This is a genomic window from Olsenella sp. kh2p3, from assembly GCA_900119625.1.
In the GTDB taxonomy this organism is placed as follows: domain Bacteria; phylum Actinomycetota; class Coriobacteriia; order Coriobacteriales; family Atopobiaceae; genus Tractidigestivibacter.
Genome location: FPKD01000002.1, coordinates 72,778 through 86,761, shown reverse-complemented (window position 1 = coordinate 86,761; position 13,984 = coordinate 72,778). Strand labels below are relative to the sequence as shown.

The window sequence follows — 13,984 nt, the reverse complement described above, 5'->3', positions numbered from 1 at the left end:
CCGAACAATCGGTAAGCGGCATCGTCTTTAAGTGGACATAAAGGGGGTTTGTTGGTGGCAGACGAGAACAGCATGGACTGGGGAGATGGCGGCATGGTCCGCGCTCGCGAAGCGCTGCGCACCTACTTCGGCTATGACTCCTTTCGGCCTGGCCAGGAGGATGTCATCTCGGCAATTCTCGCCGGTCGCGATGCACTTGCCGTCATGCCAACGGGAGCCGGCAAGTCCATCTGCTACCAGATCCCTGCAGTACTTCTCGGCGGGCTCACGCTTGTTGTGTCGCCGCTCATCTCGCTCATGGGCGATCAGGTGCGCTCGCTCAAGGAGGCAGGCATCAGGGGCTCATACCTCAACTCCACGCTCACGCCCCGCCAGCAGGAGGTCGTGATGGCACGCGCCATAGCCGGCTGGTACGACATCATGTACGTTGCGCCGGAACGCCTTGCCGACCAGCGCTTCATTGCCTTTGCGCGCCAGGTGCGCGTGCCACTCGTTGCCGTTGACGAGGCACACTGCGTGAGTCAGTGGGGGCAGGACTTTCGCCCGGCCTACCGAGGCATCCCCGCCTTTGTCAACCAGCTGCCAAAGCGTCCCGTTGTCTGCGCGCTCACGGCAACCGCCACGGCGCGGGTGCGCCAGGACGTCTCGCGTCTGCTTGACCTGCGCAACCCCGCCATCCAGGTAAACGGCTTCGACCGGCCCAACCTGTGTCTCTCGTCCTTTGAGCTTACGCCCAAGGAGCGCACTCGCTGGCTTCTGGGCTACCTTTCGACGCACCCAACATGGTCCGGCATTGTCTATGCGACCACCCGCAAGAAGGTGGACGAGCTGGCGGAGACCCTGCGCGCCGCGGGAATAACCGCGGCGAGTTACCACGCGGGCATGGAGAACGACGAGCGCGCGGCATCGCAGGAGGCCTTCGTGAGCGACGAAGCTCGCGTCATGGTGGCCACCAACGCGTTTGGCATGGGCATCGACAAGTCTGACGTGCGCTTTGTTGTCAACTGCGGGCTGCCCCTCTCGCTTGAGGAGTACTACCAGGAGGCGGGACGCGCCGGTCGCGACGGCGAGCCTGCCGAGTGCTACCTCCTGTGGAGCCGCGGTGACATACGAACGTGCCACTACTTCATCGACAACACCGAGTTTCCGCCCGAGACTCCACGGGCCGAGAGGGAGACTCTGTTACGCAACAGGGAGCGGCTCCTCTCGGCCATGATTGGCTATGCGATGAGCGACTCGTGCCTTCGCGTACGGGTGCTTCGCTACTTTGGCCAAGATGCGTCGACGCTTGGGGCAGGTGATAGCCCGGCTGGTTGCGGCGGCTGCTCCGTGTGCCTTGGCAGCTCCGCCGACGAGTATCTGCGTGCCGCACGCCCGCGCAGGGTCTTTGGCGCCACAGGATTCAGCGGCAGTTATCGCACGCGCGAACTACCCAGCGAGACCGAAGTCACCGACGAAGACGAGAGACTCTTCCAGCGGCTTCGCGCGCTGCGCAAGCAGCTGGCAGACAAGTACCGCGTCCGGCCCTACATGGTCTTCTCGGACGCAACGCTGCGAGCCATGGTGCGAGTCCGTCCCGCAAACGTTGAGGAGCTGCTCGAGGTCTCCGGCGTGGGACGCGCCAAGCTCCAGCGCTATGGCGACGCCTTTCTCGAGGAAATCAACAGATAGAACGAAAGGCACGTTTAGGCGCCAAGATGACGCCCGAACGAAGGTTTACGACGGGATTCCGTACGAGATGGAACCTCCGACGCCAATATGGCGCCGGAGGTCTTTCTTTAGACGTAAATGCTGCTAAAACGGCTGTTCAGGCGCCAAATCCTCGCCCAAAGGCGCATTTTTGAAAGGCCGGGCAGAGAAGTCACCCAGCCACGGTGACGGTACCGTCCTCGGTCACGCTCACGTCCATGCCGTCATGCACGTAGCTGAGAAACTCGTCGCCCAACTGGTCAACAACGACAAACGGGTGCTCCGTCCAGTTCTTGGCGAGAATGGCTCCCGCTGCGGCAAGGGGGTCAATGGGCTTAGAGAAGAGCATGCATGCCGGACCCGCGCCCATGTCGCACGCGCACATGAGGACCATGCCGCCCGTGGTGGAGCCTATGGTCTGCGGCAGGCAGATTGCTGCCCCCTGGAGTGGCTTCTTGTAGAGGTCGGGGTTGTTCTGATCAGAGCAGGGTGCCTTTACGTTCTTAAGGATGAGCGGCTGCTGGTAGCTTGCCAGCGTGTTGAAGCCACCATGGCTTACCAGCGCCTTTGCGCTCACAGCTCCGCCAACAACAACACGCCCCCTGAAGGTCTTCTCAGCCATTAGTCAATCCTTCCCCTCGCGATGATGCGGAGCAGGTCGTCCTCGTCAAAGTAGCGCGCGCTCGTATACGTGCGCAGCTTGTTGGAGCACGTCACTACCGGCAAGTCTGTGGCGGGATTGTCCATGTACATGAGCGGGCAGATGTAGGTGAGCTTGGCGCCTGTGGCCAGGAGCTTGCGCTTCTCGGGAGTTCCATCGAAGGCTGCAAGGACATCGGGTGCGCTCGAGACAACCGTGGGCACCGCAACACGCGTGCGCCCCTCGCGGGCAAGGGCCTCGGGAATGCGATGCGCCCAGTCCTTGAGTTGGTCAAGCGAGCAGTGCGGGCAGCCGATGAACGCCAGACGCGGGCGGGAGTCGGGCTTCTTCCAGATGTTGGGGTAGCTCGCTTTCACGCGCTCAAGCTCCGCGTCGTCGATAACGTAGTGCTTCGCACCCTCAGCGATGAGGGACTCGCCCAGATCTGCCGCCTCGGGCGTGATGCCTGCCACGTGGTAGAGGCCCACGGCGCCGTTTGACGCCGTGGCGGCCCCCATGTCCTTGAGGTAGGCCTTTGCGGCATCGTCAAGCGTGCCACCCAGCCACTTGTCCAGACCGCGGATATAGGGAACCTCGTCCATCACCTTCATGCCAATGGCAGAGCCCAGCACCTGCGCCTCGGGCCTCTTGGTGCACTCCACGTCCACGACCCATGTGGCCTTGCGTCCCTCATCGGTGAGCAGGCCAAACTCCGGGACCTCGCCCACGATGTTGCCAAAGAGATCAATAAATCCGCTGTTCCGGTTGCACCGCGCGCCCAGGACAGAGTTGGCATAGACCACGGCGGAGGACTCGGCCCAGCTCAGGACGTCGCCGCGCTTTGGGGCGTTGCCAACCTCGGGCAGGTAGCAAGCGCAGGTGAAGGCGTTCTCGTCCTTGAGGCCCACGGCTCGGAGCTGCCGCTCGTAGGAGTCCTGCTTGCCATACGTAACCGCTCCCACGACCTTCTGGACCACGCTAGCAGGGACATCTGCGTTGTCGATGGGGCGCGGGTCAACGGTGAAGGGCTCCTTGGTCTTAAGCCCGGCCTTGATGAGCTCGTCCATGAGGCGGAAGTTCGCCTCGAGAATTGAGATGCCAAAGCTAGTTACCAGGTGCCCCGGTGCCGTCACCTTGACCATTCGCGTGGCGCCAAACGTCTCTCCGTACTCGACGAGCGTCCTCATCACCTTGGCAAGCGTCTCTCCCTGCTTGCCGTCGAGGATGTCATGCTCCTCTTGGGTCAGCTCCATGGGCTGGCCTCCCTTCCTTCTCGTGATTCGCCCAAGCTAGACGCGCGAGGCGGCCTCGTAGGCACGCCATATGACCGAGCGCAGGTTGCCTACGCCAGCGCAGTCGCCAACAAGCTGCACGTGGCGACCATCGGGCTGCGAGACGGGGTCCGGCGTGTAGCCAACGGCGCTCACCACCGAGTCGCACGCGATGCGCTCGAGCGTGCCGTCCTTGCGCGAGATCTGCACCCAGTCCTCGCCAATGGCGCGCACCGTGGACTCCAGGTAGACGGGAACCTTCTTCCAGGCAAAGAACTCGCGGAGGTAGCTTGAGTTGGCAAGGCACACGCCGTCCTGCGCCACGAGGTCATCCTTCATCTCCACAATGAAGGGCTGCTTGCCCGAGAGGTAGAGTTCGAGCGCCACCTCGCAGCCGGTAAGCCCGCCGCCAATGACCACCACGCGCTGGCCAACTTCGGCGCCATCGAGGTAGTCAAGGGCATCCATCGCGCGTTCGAATCCCTGGACGGGCAGACGCTTGGGCGTGGCGCCGGTGGCCACGATGGCATAGTCCTCGTCAAGCTCCTGCACGTCGATGACCTCTCGGTTGTAGTGGATCTCGACGCCAAGCTCCTTCATCTGCCGCTCGTACCAGGCGAGAAGGTCGCGCAGCTTGCCCTTGAAGCTCGCGGACGCGGCCTCGCGGAAGACGCCGCCCAGATGGTCTGACTGCTCGTAGATGACGGGCCAGTGACCGCGAAGCGCAAGCACGCGCGCGGCCTCCATGCCACCGATGCCGCCACCAACCACGGCAACGCGCCGGGGTGTGGTAGTGGGGCGAATGTGGTGCCTCTCGTACTGCATGGTCTCGGGGTTCACCGCGCAGCGCGAGAGGTGCAGCGAGTCCTCGAGCGTCTGGGTGTTGGCGTGCCCCTTGTAGTGGCACATGTTGAAGCAACCGTTGTGGCAGCAGATGCAGGGGCGAATGTCCTTCTCGCGCCCCTCTACAAGCTTGGTAACCCACTCGCCGTCTGCCAGGAACTGGCGAGCAAAGCCCACGGCGTCAAGCTTGCCTTCGGCCACGGCCTGTGCGCCCACATAGGGGTCCATGCGGCCGGCGCACACCACGGGGACGTCTACAAAGCCCTTGATGTGCTCGACGTCCGCAAGGTTGCAGTTCTCGGGCATGTAGATGGGCGGGTGAGCCCAGTACCAGGCGTCGTAGGTGCCGTTGTCGCAGTTGAGCATTGCGTAGCCCTCGTCGGTGAGGTAGCGCGCGGCCCATTCGGACTCCTCCATAGTGCGCCCCACCTCGACGTAGTCCTCGCCGGGGAGCGCCCCCTCGCGGAAGCCCTTGGTGCGGCTCACCACGGAGTATCTAAGCGAGACGGGGAAGTCCTCGCCGGCGGCGTCGTGGATGGCGTGGACAATGCGCACCGGGAAGCGGTAGCGGTTCTCGCGCGAGCCTCCGTAGATGTCGTTGCGGTGGTTCACGTAGGGGAGGGTGAACTGGTCGAGCAGGTAGCCCTCGTGGACGGCGTGCACCTCAACGCCGTCAACGCCGGCATCACGAAGCATCTTTGCGCAGGTGGCAAACGCCTCAACGATGCGGTCTATCTCGCCGATGGTCATCTCGCGAGAAGGCACCTTGTCCGACCAGCGGTTGGGCGAGGGAGACGCCGTGGCGCAGATCTTGTCCAGGTCCAGGAAGGGCTTCGACAGCGCGCGCAGCAGCGGGTTGGTGTAGAGCTCCTCCATGGAGTCAGACACCGTGAAGCTGCGTCCAAAACCAGCCGTGAGCTGCACGAACATCTTGGCGCCTGTGGCGTGCAGCTGCTCCATGAAGGGCTTGAGCTCCTCGTACATGGTGCGGTTCTGGTCTAGCCACTGGCCGCCGATGGGGTTGTAGACGGGCTGGCAGCCGGGGAGGAGCAGACCCACGTTGTTCTGAGCGCGCTCCATGAGGAAGCGGGCACCGTCCCGGTCGAAGTGGTTTCGCTCCATCCACCCAAAGATGTTGGTACCGCCCATGGAAGTCATGACGATGCGGTTCTTGATTTTGCATCCGCCAATGCTCCATGGAGTGAACAGTGGCTCAAGCCTTGAATCCATATCCTGTCCTCTCTCTTAGCGTGCGCCCATCATAGTGCGCTTCAAGCGCGAGCCAACCGCCAGATGGGCTCGCTGCCGAGAAGGGCCAAGAGCTCTTCCTCGCTGCGAACCTCCCAAGTTGGCGAGACCTCCTTCGCGTCGCGCGGCCTCGCCCGGCCGCGCCGGTTGAGCCATACGCACGGCATACTCGCCGCGCATGCGCCCACGACGTCCGTGTCCCAGGCGTCACCCACGTAGATACAGCTACCCGGATCTGTGCCGAGCTGACGACACGCATAGCGAAAGAGGGCGGGATCGGGCTTTGCCAGGCCAACGGCCTGGGAGATAAAGACGGCGCCGGGCGAGACCCAACGTGATGCGCCGAGAATTTCCAACTTCTCCTCCTGCAGCTCCTCGCGCCCGTTGGAGATAACGCCCACGCCCAAGCGGGCGTGGGCGTGACACACATCAAGGCAGGAAGCCATGGCAGGGGAGAGCGACATAGCCTCTCCAGACTCGTCGGCATAGACGCGCTGTGCCTCCACGGCGGTTGCGTGGTCGATCGTGACACCAAAATCCGCTAGGGTCTGCTGCATACGTAGAGCATATTCGTGTGTAGTGGGCGTACGGCCTGCCGAGAAGGCCGCAAAGATGGCGCCGCTGTGACGGCGGCTCGCGTCGTAGAGCGCTGCGTCCGTTGCGCCGGGAATGTCACCACAGACGCGCCTCACCGCATACGCGAAGGGCCTTGCCTGATCGTACAGGGTGTCGTCGATGTCAAAGAAGACAACGTCAACGCAGGTGTGAGCTTTGGCCCCATCGTGTCGTGCCACCTGTCCCATGGACCCTCCTCGCTCGACGCCTTTAGTCCAAGTCTAGCAGCTGACGCGTATTTGCAATTGGGTTTCAGCGGATAGAACCACGCGCAAATTCCCACCGTCCGCCTAGGTTATCAAAACGTAACGGATGAAAAGACTCGTCATTTGCCGGCTATCATGTTGAAACATGAGCCGACTACAAGCCGAGCACCTGCGCGGCTGCAGCCGGGAAACCGCGATGTACCAGAATTTGGAGTGATCTACATGGCACGCGTGTACAACTTCTCCGCCGGCCCCGCCGTACTTCCGGAGGAGGTGCTTTCTCGCGCGGGTTCTGAGATCCTCGACTACCAGGGTTCCGGCATGTCCGTCATGGAGATGAGCCACAGGTCCAAGGTGTTCCAGGGCATCATCGACAAGGCCGAAGCCGACATCCGCACCCTTATGGGCATCCCCGAGAACTACAAGGTGCTGTTCCTCCAGGGTGGTGACTCGCTGCTCTTTGCGACCACCTTCATCAACCTGGCACCGCACCGCAAGGCGGACTTTGTGATTACGGGTAACTGGGCAAAGAAGGCCTATCAGGAGGCCCAGATCCTTGGCGACCCTAACGTGGTGGCAAGCTCGGCCGACAAGAACTTCACCTACATCCCTGACTGCTCGGACCTCCCCATCCGCGAGGACACCGACTACCTCTACATCTGCCAGAACAACACCATCTACGGCACGCAGTACCACACCCTGCCCAACACCAAGGGCCACACGCTCGTCTCAGACCAGAGCTCGATGTTCCTCTCCGAGCCTGTCGACGTGACCAAGTTTGGCTGCATCCACGCGGGCGTCCAGAAAAACGTTGGCCCCGCCGGCGTGCAGATTGTGATCGTGCGCGAGGACCTCATCCCCGATGACTTGCCCGGTGTTCCCACGATGCTGCGCTTCAAGACGCAGGCTGACAAGGGCTCGCTCTACAACACGCCCAACTGCTGGGGCATCTACATGTGCGGCCTGGTGTTCCAGTGGCTGCTCGAGAACGGTGGCCTTGCGGCTATGCACGAGAAGAACGCCGAGAAGGCCAAGATTCTCTACGACTACCTTGACGCCTCTGAGCTCTTCCACCCCACGGTGACCGATCCGCAGAGCCGCTCTCTTATGAACGTGCCCTTCGTCACGGGCGACAAGGACCTCGACGCCGAATTTGTCGCCCAGGCGGCAGAGGCCGGTCTCGTGAACCTCAAGGGCCACCGCACCGTTGGCGGCATGCGCGCCTCCATCTACAACGCCATGCCCAAGGCGGGCGTCGAGGCGCTCGTGAACTTCATGGATGGCTTCGAGCGCTCCCACAAGAAGGCCTAGACCCTCTCGCGAGTGCTTTTCCACCATTCCACAAGACCCAAGGAGCCATCCACATGTACAAGGTTCACTGCATGAACAACATCGCCAAGGCAGGCACCGACCGCCTTGGAGCCAACTACCAGCTCACGGACACCCTCGAGGACGCCGACGCCATCATGGTGAGGAGCGCGAGCCTCCACGAGACCCAGTTTCCCAAGGGCCTTCTCGCCATAGCACGTGCAGGTGCCGGGGTGAACAACATTCCGCTTGACCGCTGCGCTGACGAGGGCATCGTTGTCTTCAACACGCCCGGCGCCAATGCAAACGCCGTGAAGGAGCTCGTCTTTGCGGGGCTGCTGCTTGCCAGCCGCGACATCGTGGGCGGCATCGAGTGGGTGCGCGCCAACGCGGACGACCCGGATCTTGGCAAGCACGCCGAGAAGGCCAAGAAGCAGTTTGCCGGTCACGAGCTTGCGGGCAAGCGCCTGGGCGTCATTGGGCTTGGTGCCATTGGTGCGGCTGTTGCCAACACCGCCACCCGCTTTGGCATGCAGGCCGTGGGCTATGATCCGTACCTCTCGGTCTCTGCCGCGTGGAACCTCGACCGCCGCATCGAGCACGCCGACGACCTCTCCCGCCTTGTCGCGGACTGCGACTACATCACCATTCACGTGCCCGCCATGGACTCCACCAAGAACATGATCAACGCCGAGCTCATCTCGCAGATGAAGCCCGGTGCCGTGGTCCTCAACTTTGCCCGCAATACCATCGTGGACGAGCAGGCCATGGCCGCCGCCCTTGGCGATGGCCACATCGCCCGCTACGTGACGGACTTCCCCAACCCCATCTCGGCCGACATGAAGAACGCAATCGTCCTGCCGCACCTGGGCGCCTCCACAACCGAGGCGGAGGAGAACTGCGCCGTCATGGCCGCAGAGGAGCTACGTGACTTCATCGAGAACGGCAACATCACGCACTCCGTGAACTTTGGTGCCGTTGACCTTGGGCCCATTGCCTCCGGCGAGCGTCTGGCCATCATCCACCAGAACGTGCAGGGCATGATCGGCAAGTTCTCGCAGTACCTGGCGGACTCTGGTATCAACATCGAGAACATGGCAAACAAGAGCCGCGGCACGATGGCCTACACGCTCATCGACATTGCGGGCGAGGTTCCTGCTGACGTCATCGACCACCTCTCGCAGGCCGAGGGCGTCCGTCGCATCCGAGTGATTCGTGCAAAGTAACTTCTAGGGCATCTCTTGTAGCAGAAGTCGCCCCTCTCACAAACATCTGAGAGGGGCGTTTGCGTTACTCCATGAGTGACTGGTACTCAGCGGCTACGGCATCGAATTCCGTGTCGTCCTCGATGGGGACAATGTCGTTGGTGCCATCATCATGCTCAACGTAACCGTAGAGGTAGAGCGACTCCTGGTCGCCCTCGGGCGCAAGCGCTATGTATTCCCTGCCATCGTAGGGAAATATCCCCAGCACGTCGCACTTCTCGGAGGTTCCGTCGTCGTACTCGAGCGTGATGGTCTCCGGGTCGTCGTCGGCCCAGCCGCCTTGGTCCCCGAGGCCATAGTCGTCTCCCTCAAGCTCGTCAAAGTCGAGCTCGGCGTCTTCGAAGTACTCCTCGTCTTCCGCCATGGCTACTCCTTCTTTCGGGACCGGGCGCCTCCTGCGCCCATAGACAGAGTTTATCTGCATAATCATTTCTTGAACGTGAAAGCGGCGCCTTCTCGGTGAGTAGCCCAAATTACGCCGTCTACCATGGAAAAGACAACTTTGTCAAACCGTGGGCGGTAGAAGGGAAACCATGAGCGGTATCAATGTATACGCACATTACACAAGCGAGGAAGACTACTCAGACCTCGATTATTCCGGTGCCTGCGAGCGTCTTGCAAGCGCAATAGCCTGCAAGACCATAGACCAAGGCGATGGGACCGATGACGCTCCCTTCGAGCGCCTTCACGCGCTGGTACGCTCATCGTATCCGCACATCATGGCCGCTTCCTCCTTCGAGGAGGTGGGCAGGAACCTCCTCATCACCTGCCCGGGGACTGAACCTTCGCTTCCCTGTGTGCTGCTCCTGGCCCACCAGGACGTGGTTCCCGTAGTCCCCGGCACCGAGAAGGACTGGCTGCATGACGCCTTTGCGGGAGAACTCGACGAGACGTTCATCTGGGGCAGGGGAGCGCTTGACATCAAGGACATGCTCATGGGCGAACTCGAGGCGCTCGAGTACCTCCTTGCGCGAGGGGAACGTCCACGTCGTACTGTCATTCTCGCCTTTGGGGCAGACGAGGAAACCTCAAGCACCGGCGCCACGGAGCTGGCCGGCCTCCTCAAAGAGCGCGGCCTTCGTGCAGAATGGCTGCTCGACGAGGGCACAACCACCATGGTTGACGGGGCCATGTGGGGCGCTGCCGGCCACGTCCTTACGGATGTCTGCATCTCTCAGAAAGGCTACCTTGACCTGCGGCTGGATGCGCACGGAGAGGGCGGCCACTCCTCGAACCCCTTTGGCGGGACCTCGCTCGAGCACCTTTGTGTGGCAATAGCTCGCATCGCCGAGTCACGCCCGACGCCCAAGCTCACGCCCATCGTGGAGGACACTTTCCGCACGCTTGCCCCCTACATTACCGAAGAGCCGCTTCGCACGCTCGTCCAGGACGTGCATGGCAACGCCGAGAAGATCGCCGCCCTTGCTGCCACTAAGCGCGATCTCTATCCCTTCGTGGCAACCACGATGGCCGTCGACATGCTCCAGGGCGGCTCTGCCGCGCCCAATGTGATGCCAGGTGATGCGAGTGCCACCATCAACTTCCGCCTTCTGCCTGGAACCACGGCAGATGACGTGCTCGCTTGGGTCGAGCGAGCAGTGCAAGGCACCGGCGTCACTGCAACGCTCGTCCACACAACGCCGGCGGGAAGGATGGACTCCACGGACGGCCCTGGCTACGCAGAGGTCGCCGAGGCGCTTGGGCATTACTACGGCAACGTCGACGTGGTGCCATCGTTTGTCTGCGGAGGCACTGACGCCATTCGCTATGAGGCAGTCTGTGACTCGATTCTTCGCGTCATTCCCTTTAGGCCAACGCCCGAGGAGGAGGCAACGGGCGTCCATGGCGTGAACGAGCGCATCTCTCGTCGCACGTACGCACAGGGGATTCGCGTTCTCGTCCGGCTCCTGGAGAGGACCATCCTCTAAACAGACTCATCTTCGTCAATGTATCGGGGTCTGGTCAGCTTTTGGTGTCATTGGCGAAAAGGCGGAGAGCACATGCATTTGGGGTAGTATGAGGACTTCAGGGGCGTCCGCATTCTTGCGGGAGGCCGGGTTTGGATAGCGCCAGAAGGGCAATGCTGTGTCAAGAAAACTCGAGAGCTTGGGTTCCCAAATTAGGAGTGCGGCTGACTCCGATGCTGAGTCAGCCCAACAAAGTGGGACCACAACCGCACCGGTTGGAACACCCGATAACCCTTCATTCAAGATTCTCACCGTCGCCAATTTCATTACGGCATGCCGCCTTGCCCTCACGATTGCCTTCCTTGTGCTCTTTGTGCAGGGCATCAACCGCGTTTTGGCTCTTAGCTTCTACGCCATCGCAGCCGTGACGGACTTCCTTGATGGCCAGATAGCGCGCCGTACCCAAACGGTGAGCTGGCTGGGTAAGGTCATGGATCCCATCATGGACCGCGTCCTGCTCTTCACGGGCGTGCTGGCCATCGTCCTTACCGGCGAGCTGCCGGTATGGGTGGCGGTGCTCGTCATTGGACGCGACTGCTACCTTGCCGTGGGCGCCCTCATTCTCCAGAAGTACCGCCGTCGCCCCGTCGACGTGGTCTACATTGGCAAGGTCACCACGGCCCTTCTCATGTTTGGTTTCTGCGACCTCCTGCTGGGCGCGCCTGTGGTGCCTGGCCTGGGGCTGGTTGATGTTGCGTGGCTTCCGGGCCTCAACGCGCAGCCGTCTGCGCTCGGCATCTTCTTTGTCTACGTGGGCCTTATCTGCTCTATAACCACTGCCGTGATGTACACGCGCGAGGGCATCCAGATCCGTCGCGAGGCTCTTGCCGAACAGAAAGGGGAGAAGAAGCAGTGACCTCTCTGCGCCATATGCCCATTGCGGCCGCGCTTCTCGTCGTAGCACTGGTTTTTGCGCTGCCGCGGGTGGCACATGCCGACGATGCTTCCCTCGCAGACCCTGTCCTGAGCGAGGCCCAATGCGCCATCGTCGAGGACTCGGCCGGAAACGTTCTCTACTCGAAAAACGCTGACATGCAAATGCCCATGGCGTCCATCACCAAGATCATGACGGCCATGGTAGCGCTTGACTCTGGCATGGACCTCGATACTCCCTGCCAGATACACGCGACCGACCTAGGCGCAGACTCCCAGACAGCCGGCTTTGTCGAGGGCGACACGCCAACGCTTCGCCAGCTTCTCCGCGTGATGCTTATCTACTCGGCAAATGACGCCGCAGAGAACATTGCCTTGAATGTAGCGGGATCCGAGGACGCCTTCGTCGAACTTATGAACGAGAAGGCCCAGGAGCTAGGCATGACCAACACCCACTTCATGAACCCCCATGGCCTGGACGAAGATGGGCACTACTCCACCGTCTCTGACCTCGCCCTCATGGGCCGCATTGCACTCTCGGAGTACCCGTTCATCGCTGGTACCGTACACACGCGATCGGTCACCGTGAGCGTGGCCGGCGCGCAGAAGACGTTCTACTCGACAGATGAGCTGTTAGGGACCTACAAGGGCATTCGCGGCATCAAGACCGGCTACGTTGCGGGAAGCGCCGCCTTCCTTGGAGCCTGCCAGCGCAATGGGGTCGAGCTCTTCACCTGCGTTTTGGGCGCACAGACCAGCTCTGGTCGCTTCACGGACACGGTGTCGCTTCTCAACTGGTCGTATTCGAACTTCAAGCAGACCTCCGTGGCAAAGAGCTCGTGGGTTGTGGGCGTGAGGCCTTATGCATGTAACTTTGCCATGTCCTGCTTGGTTACCCCCACAGACGATGGGACCGCCATCACGTGGCCGCAGGGTGGAAGCCTCTCCTTTAGCACCACAATGCTCCAGCGAAACCTGGTTGTGGACGACGGCCAGCTGGTAGGTTCAACGGCTTGGTCACAGGATGGCAGGCCGGCGGGAAGCGTCCACTACACGGCTCGCCTTGTTTTGGATAATATTCCTCGGGTGAACGTGTTCACGTTGCCACTCTATGGGTATGCCGCTTAGTGTACGGAAATGCATCTGCACCGAAGGGGGATTTTGTGGCAAACGAGCACGCAGAGGTGAAAGGCGCTTCTCTGCATACCGTAAGGGGCACGCTTTACGAGGAGCACCTCGCCCTAGGTGCAAGCTTTGACCGTGCAGAGGATACGGGTCTGGCATACCCAAGCTCCTATGCAGGGGAAGAGAAGCTGGAACACGCCCTTGAGGGCGCTGCCATAGCCGACCTCACCGGTGCCACGTATAGGCTTGTCTCCGGGGCTCACCCACAAGAGCTCTGCGAGGCCGCGTTCTGCGCCAAAAAGCTCCGAGTGGGCCAGTGCGCCTTTGAGCCCGCGCTCACGGGTGACGGAGCCATCACCTCCGTGCCGCTCCTTGCGCACACGGGCGCTCACGAGTACGTGCTTCTCGACCCTTCTCGTCGTGGAGCCGTAGTTGCCGGGTGGCTCACGTTTCTTTCGCAGGTAAGCAGCAACGGCAATGCGCCGTACGAGGGAACCACTTTAGAGGAGGCAAGCGGAATGCTTGCCCCCGTGCTCGTCATGGGTGCCCGGGCAAACGAGCTTCTCGCAGACTATCTTCCGCAAGGCGCCCGTGCCCTTCCTGCACGTGGCGCCGTTGAGAGTGTGACACTTGATGGCCATATTCCCGCGCTTATCGCAGGCGTGCCGCTCGATACGGCTGCCGGAGTAGCCTCGTACGTGCTTCTTGTTCCTAAGGCAGCCGCCCGTGTGATGTGGAGGAGTCTTCTCTCGTTTTCCTGGGTTGAGCCGGTGGGCAGGAGTGCGGTGCTTCAGGCCTGGTCAAAGCTACCTTGGTCACGCGCTCTTGACTCGACGGATGTAGTTGAGATCAGCGAGCAGGACCTGCGCGCATGGGGGCTGCTTCGCCATGGCAACGACTTTGTTGGTGCGCGCGGAATCCACGAGGGATAGGG

Annotated in this window: 12 protein-coding genes; 7 read left to right on the top strand and 5 right to left on the bottom strand. The window is 61.7% G+C overall.

The genetic code is table 11. From position 1 onward, the window contains the following. Positions 1-54 precede the first annotated feature (54 nt). Positions 55-1,671 carry a RecQ family ATP-dependent DNA helicase gene (locus BT122_RS03795; protein WP_286130301.1) on the top strand — a complete coding sequence of 539 codons (1,617 nt, stop codon included), beginning with the start codon at positions 55-57 and terminating at the stop codon, positions 1,669-1,671. 190 nt (positions 1,672-1,861) lie between these two features. On the opposite strand, the gene BT122_RS03790 is transcribed toward BT122_RS03795, so the two are convergent. Genes BT122_RS03790 through BT122_RS03775 form a run of 4 tightly spaced genes read right to left on the bottom strand, consistent with a single transcriptional unit; the run spans position 1,862 to position 6,494 of the window. Then, entirely contained in the window at positions 1,862-2,311 is a 450-nt protein-coding gene (locus tag BT122_RS03790) for an aconitase X swivel domain-containing protein (protein WP_072354670.1), read from the bottom strand. Further along, positions 2,311-3,582: an aconitase X gene (locus tag BT122_RS03785; protein ID WP_072354669.1), complete on the bottom strand. Its 1,272-nt coding sequence runs from the start codon at positions 3,580-3,582 to the stop codon at positions 2,311-2,313. Before BT122_RS03785 ends, BT122_RS03790 begins: the two co-directional genes overlap by 1 nt. 36 nt (positions 3,583-3,618) lie before the next feature. Further along, positions 3,619-5,673, bottom strand: coding sequence for an oxidoreductase (locus BT122_RS03780; protein WP_072354668.1), 2,055 nt, complete (start codon positions 5,671-5,673; stop codon positions 3,619-3,621). A 41-nt stretch (positions 5,674-5,714) separates the two neighbouring features. Beyond that, positions 5,715-6,494 carry an HAD family hydrolase gene (locus BT122_RS03775; RefSeq protein ID WP_072354667.1) on the bottom strand — a complete coding sequence of 260 codons (780 nt, stop codon included), beginning with the start codon at positions 6,492-6,494 and terminating at the stop codon, positions 5,715-5,717. 240 nt (positions 6,495-6,734) lie between these two features. Between BT122_RS03775 and serC the strand changes: the two genes are divergently transcribed. Both serC and BT122_RS03765 read left to right on the top strand, forming a co-directional pair. Next, a complete protein-coding gene (gene serC / locus BT122_RS03770) occupies positions 6,735-7,823 on the top strand; it encodes a 3-phosphoserine/phosphohydroxythreonine transaminase (RefSeq protein WP_072354666.1) in 1,089 nt (362 codons plus the stop codon). 53 nt (positions 7,824-7,876) lie between these two features. Further along, on the top strand, positions 7,877-9,046 hold the full coding sequence (locus BT122_RS03765; RefSeq protein ID WP_072354665.1) for a phosphoglycerate dehydrogenase: 1,170 nt from the start codon (positions 7,877-7,879) through the stop codon (positions 9,044-9,046). A gap of 64 nt (positions 9,047-9,110) precedes the next feature. On the opposite strand, the gene BT122_RS10705 is transcribed toward BT122_RS03765, so the two are convergent. Beyond that, positions 9,111-9,449, bottom strand: coding sequence for a DUF1292 domain-containing protein (locus BT122_RS10705; RefSeq protein WP_143189970.1), 339 nt, complete (start codon positions 9,447-9,449; stop codon positions 9,111-9,113). Between the two features lie 169 nt (positions 9,450-9,618). Between BT122_RS10705 and BT122_RS03755 the strand changes: the two genes are divergently transcribed. From BT122_RS03755 to BT122_RS03740, 4 genes are all read left to right on the top strand, one after another. Continuing rightward, entirely contained in the window at positions 9,619-11,013 is a 1,395-nt protein-coding gene (locus tag BT122_RS03755; RefSeq protein ID WP_072354664.1) for a M20/M25/M40 family metallo-hydrolase, read from the top strand. 157 nt (positions 11,014-11,170) lie between these two features. Then, on the top strand, positions 11,171-11,908 hold the full coding sequence (locus tag BT122_RS03750) for a CDP-alcohol phosphatidyltransferase family protein (RefSeq protein WP_072354663.1): 738 nt from the start codon (positions 11,171-11,173) through the stop codon (positions 11,906-11,908). After that, positions 11,905-13,053 carry a D-alanyl-D-alanine carboxypeptidase family protein gene (locus BT122_RS03745; protein WP_286130300.1) on the top strand — a complete coding sequence of 383 codons (1,149 nt, stop codon included), beginning with the start codon at positions 11,905-11,907 and terminating at the stop codon, positions 13,051-13,053. The genes BT122_RS03750 and BT122_RS03745 overlap by 4 nt, the downstream gene beginning before the upstream one ends. Positions 13,054-13,088: 35 nt before the next feature. Further along, positions 13,089-13,982, top strand: a complete 894-nt coding sequence (locus BT122_RS03740; RefSeq protein ID WP_072354662.1) for a hypothetical protein — start codon at positions 13,089-13,091, stop codon at positions 13,980-13,982. The last annotated feature ends 2 nt before the right edge of the window (positions 13,983-13,984 follow it).

What these genes read in the sequence shown, in the direction of transcription:
- BT122_RS03785 (WP_072354669.1), bottom strand. Translation starts at nt 3,582, where the DNA reads ATGGAGCTGACCCAAGAGGAGCATGACATCCTCGACGGCAAGCAGGGA.
- BT122_RS03780 (WP_072354668.1), bottom strand. Translation starts at nt 5,673, where the DNA reads ATGGATTCAAGGCTTGAGCCACTGTTCACTCCATGGAGCATTGGCGGA.
- BT122_RS10705 (WP_143189970.1), bottom strand. Translation starts at nt 9,449, where the DNA reads ATGGCGGAAGACGAGGAGTACTTCGAAGACGCCGAGCTCGACTTTGAC.
- BT122_RS03790 (WP_072354670.1), bottom strand. Translation starts at nt 2,311, where the DNA reads ATGGCTGAGAAGACCTTCAGGGGGCGTGTTGTTGTTGGCGGAGCTGTG.
- BT122_RS03765 (WP_072354665.1), top strand. Translation starts at nt 7,877, where the DNA reads ATGTACAAGGTTCACTGCATGAACAACATCGCCAAGGCAGGCACCGAC.
- serC (WP_072354666.1), top strand. Translation starts at nt 6,735, where the DNA reads ATGGCACGCGTGTACAACTTCTCCGCCGGCCCCGCCGTACTTCCGGAG.
- BT122_RS03755 (WP_072354664.1), top strand. Translation starts at nt 9,619, where the DNA reads ATGAGCGGTATCAATGTATACGCACATTACACAAGCGAGGAAGACTAC.
- BT122_RS03775 (WP_072354667.1), bottom strand. Translation starts at nt 6,494, where the DNA reads ATGGGACAGGTGGCACGACACGATGGGGCCAAAGCTCACACCTGCGTT.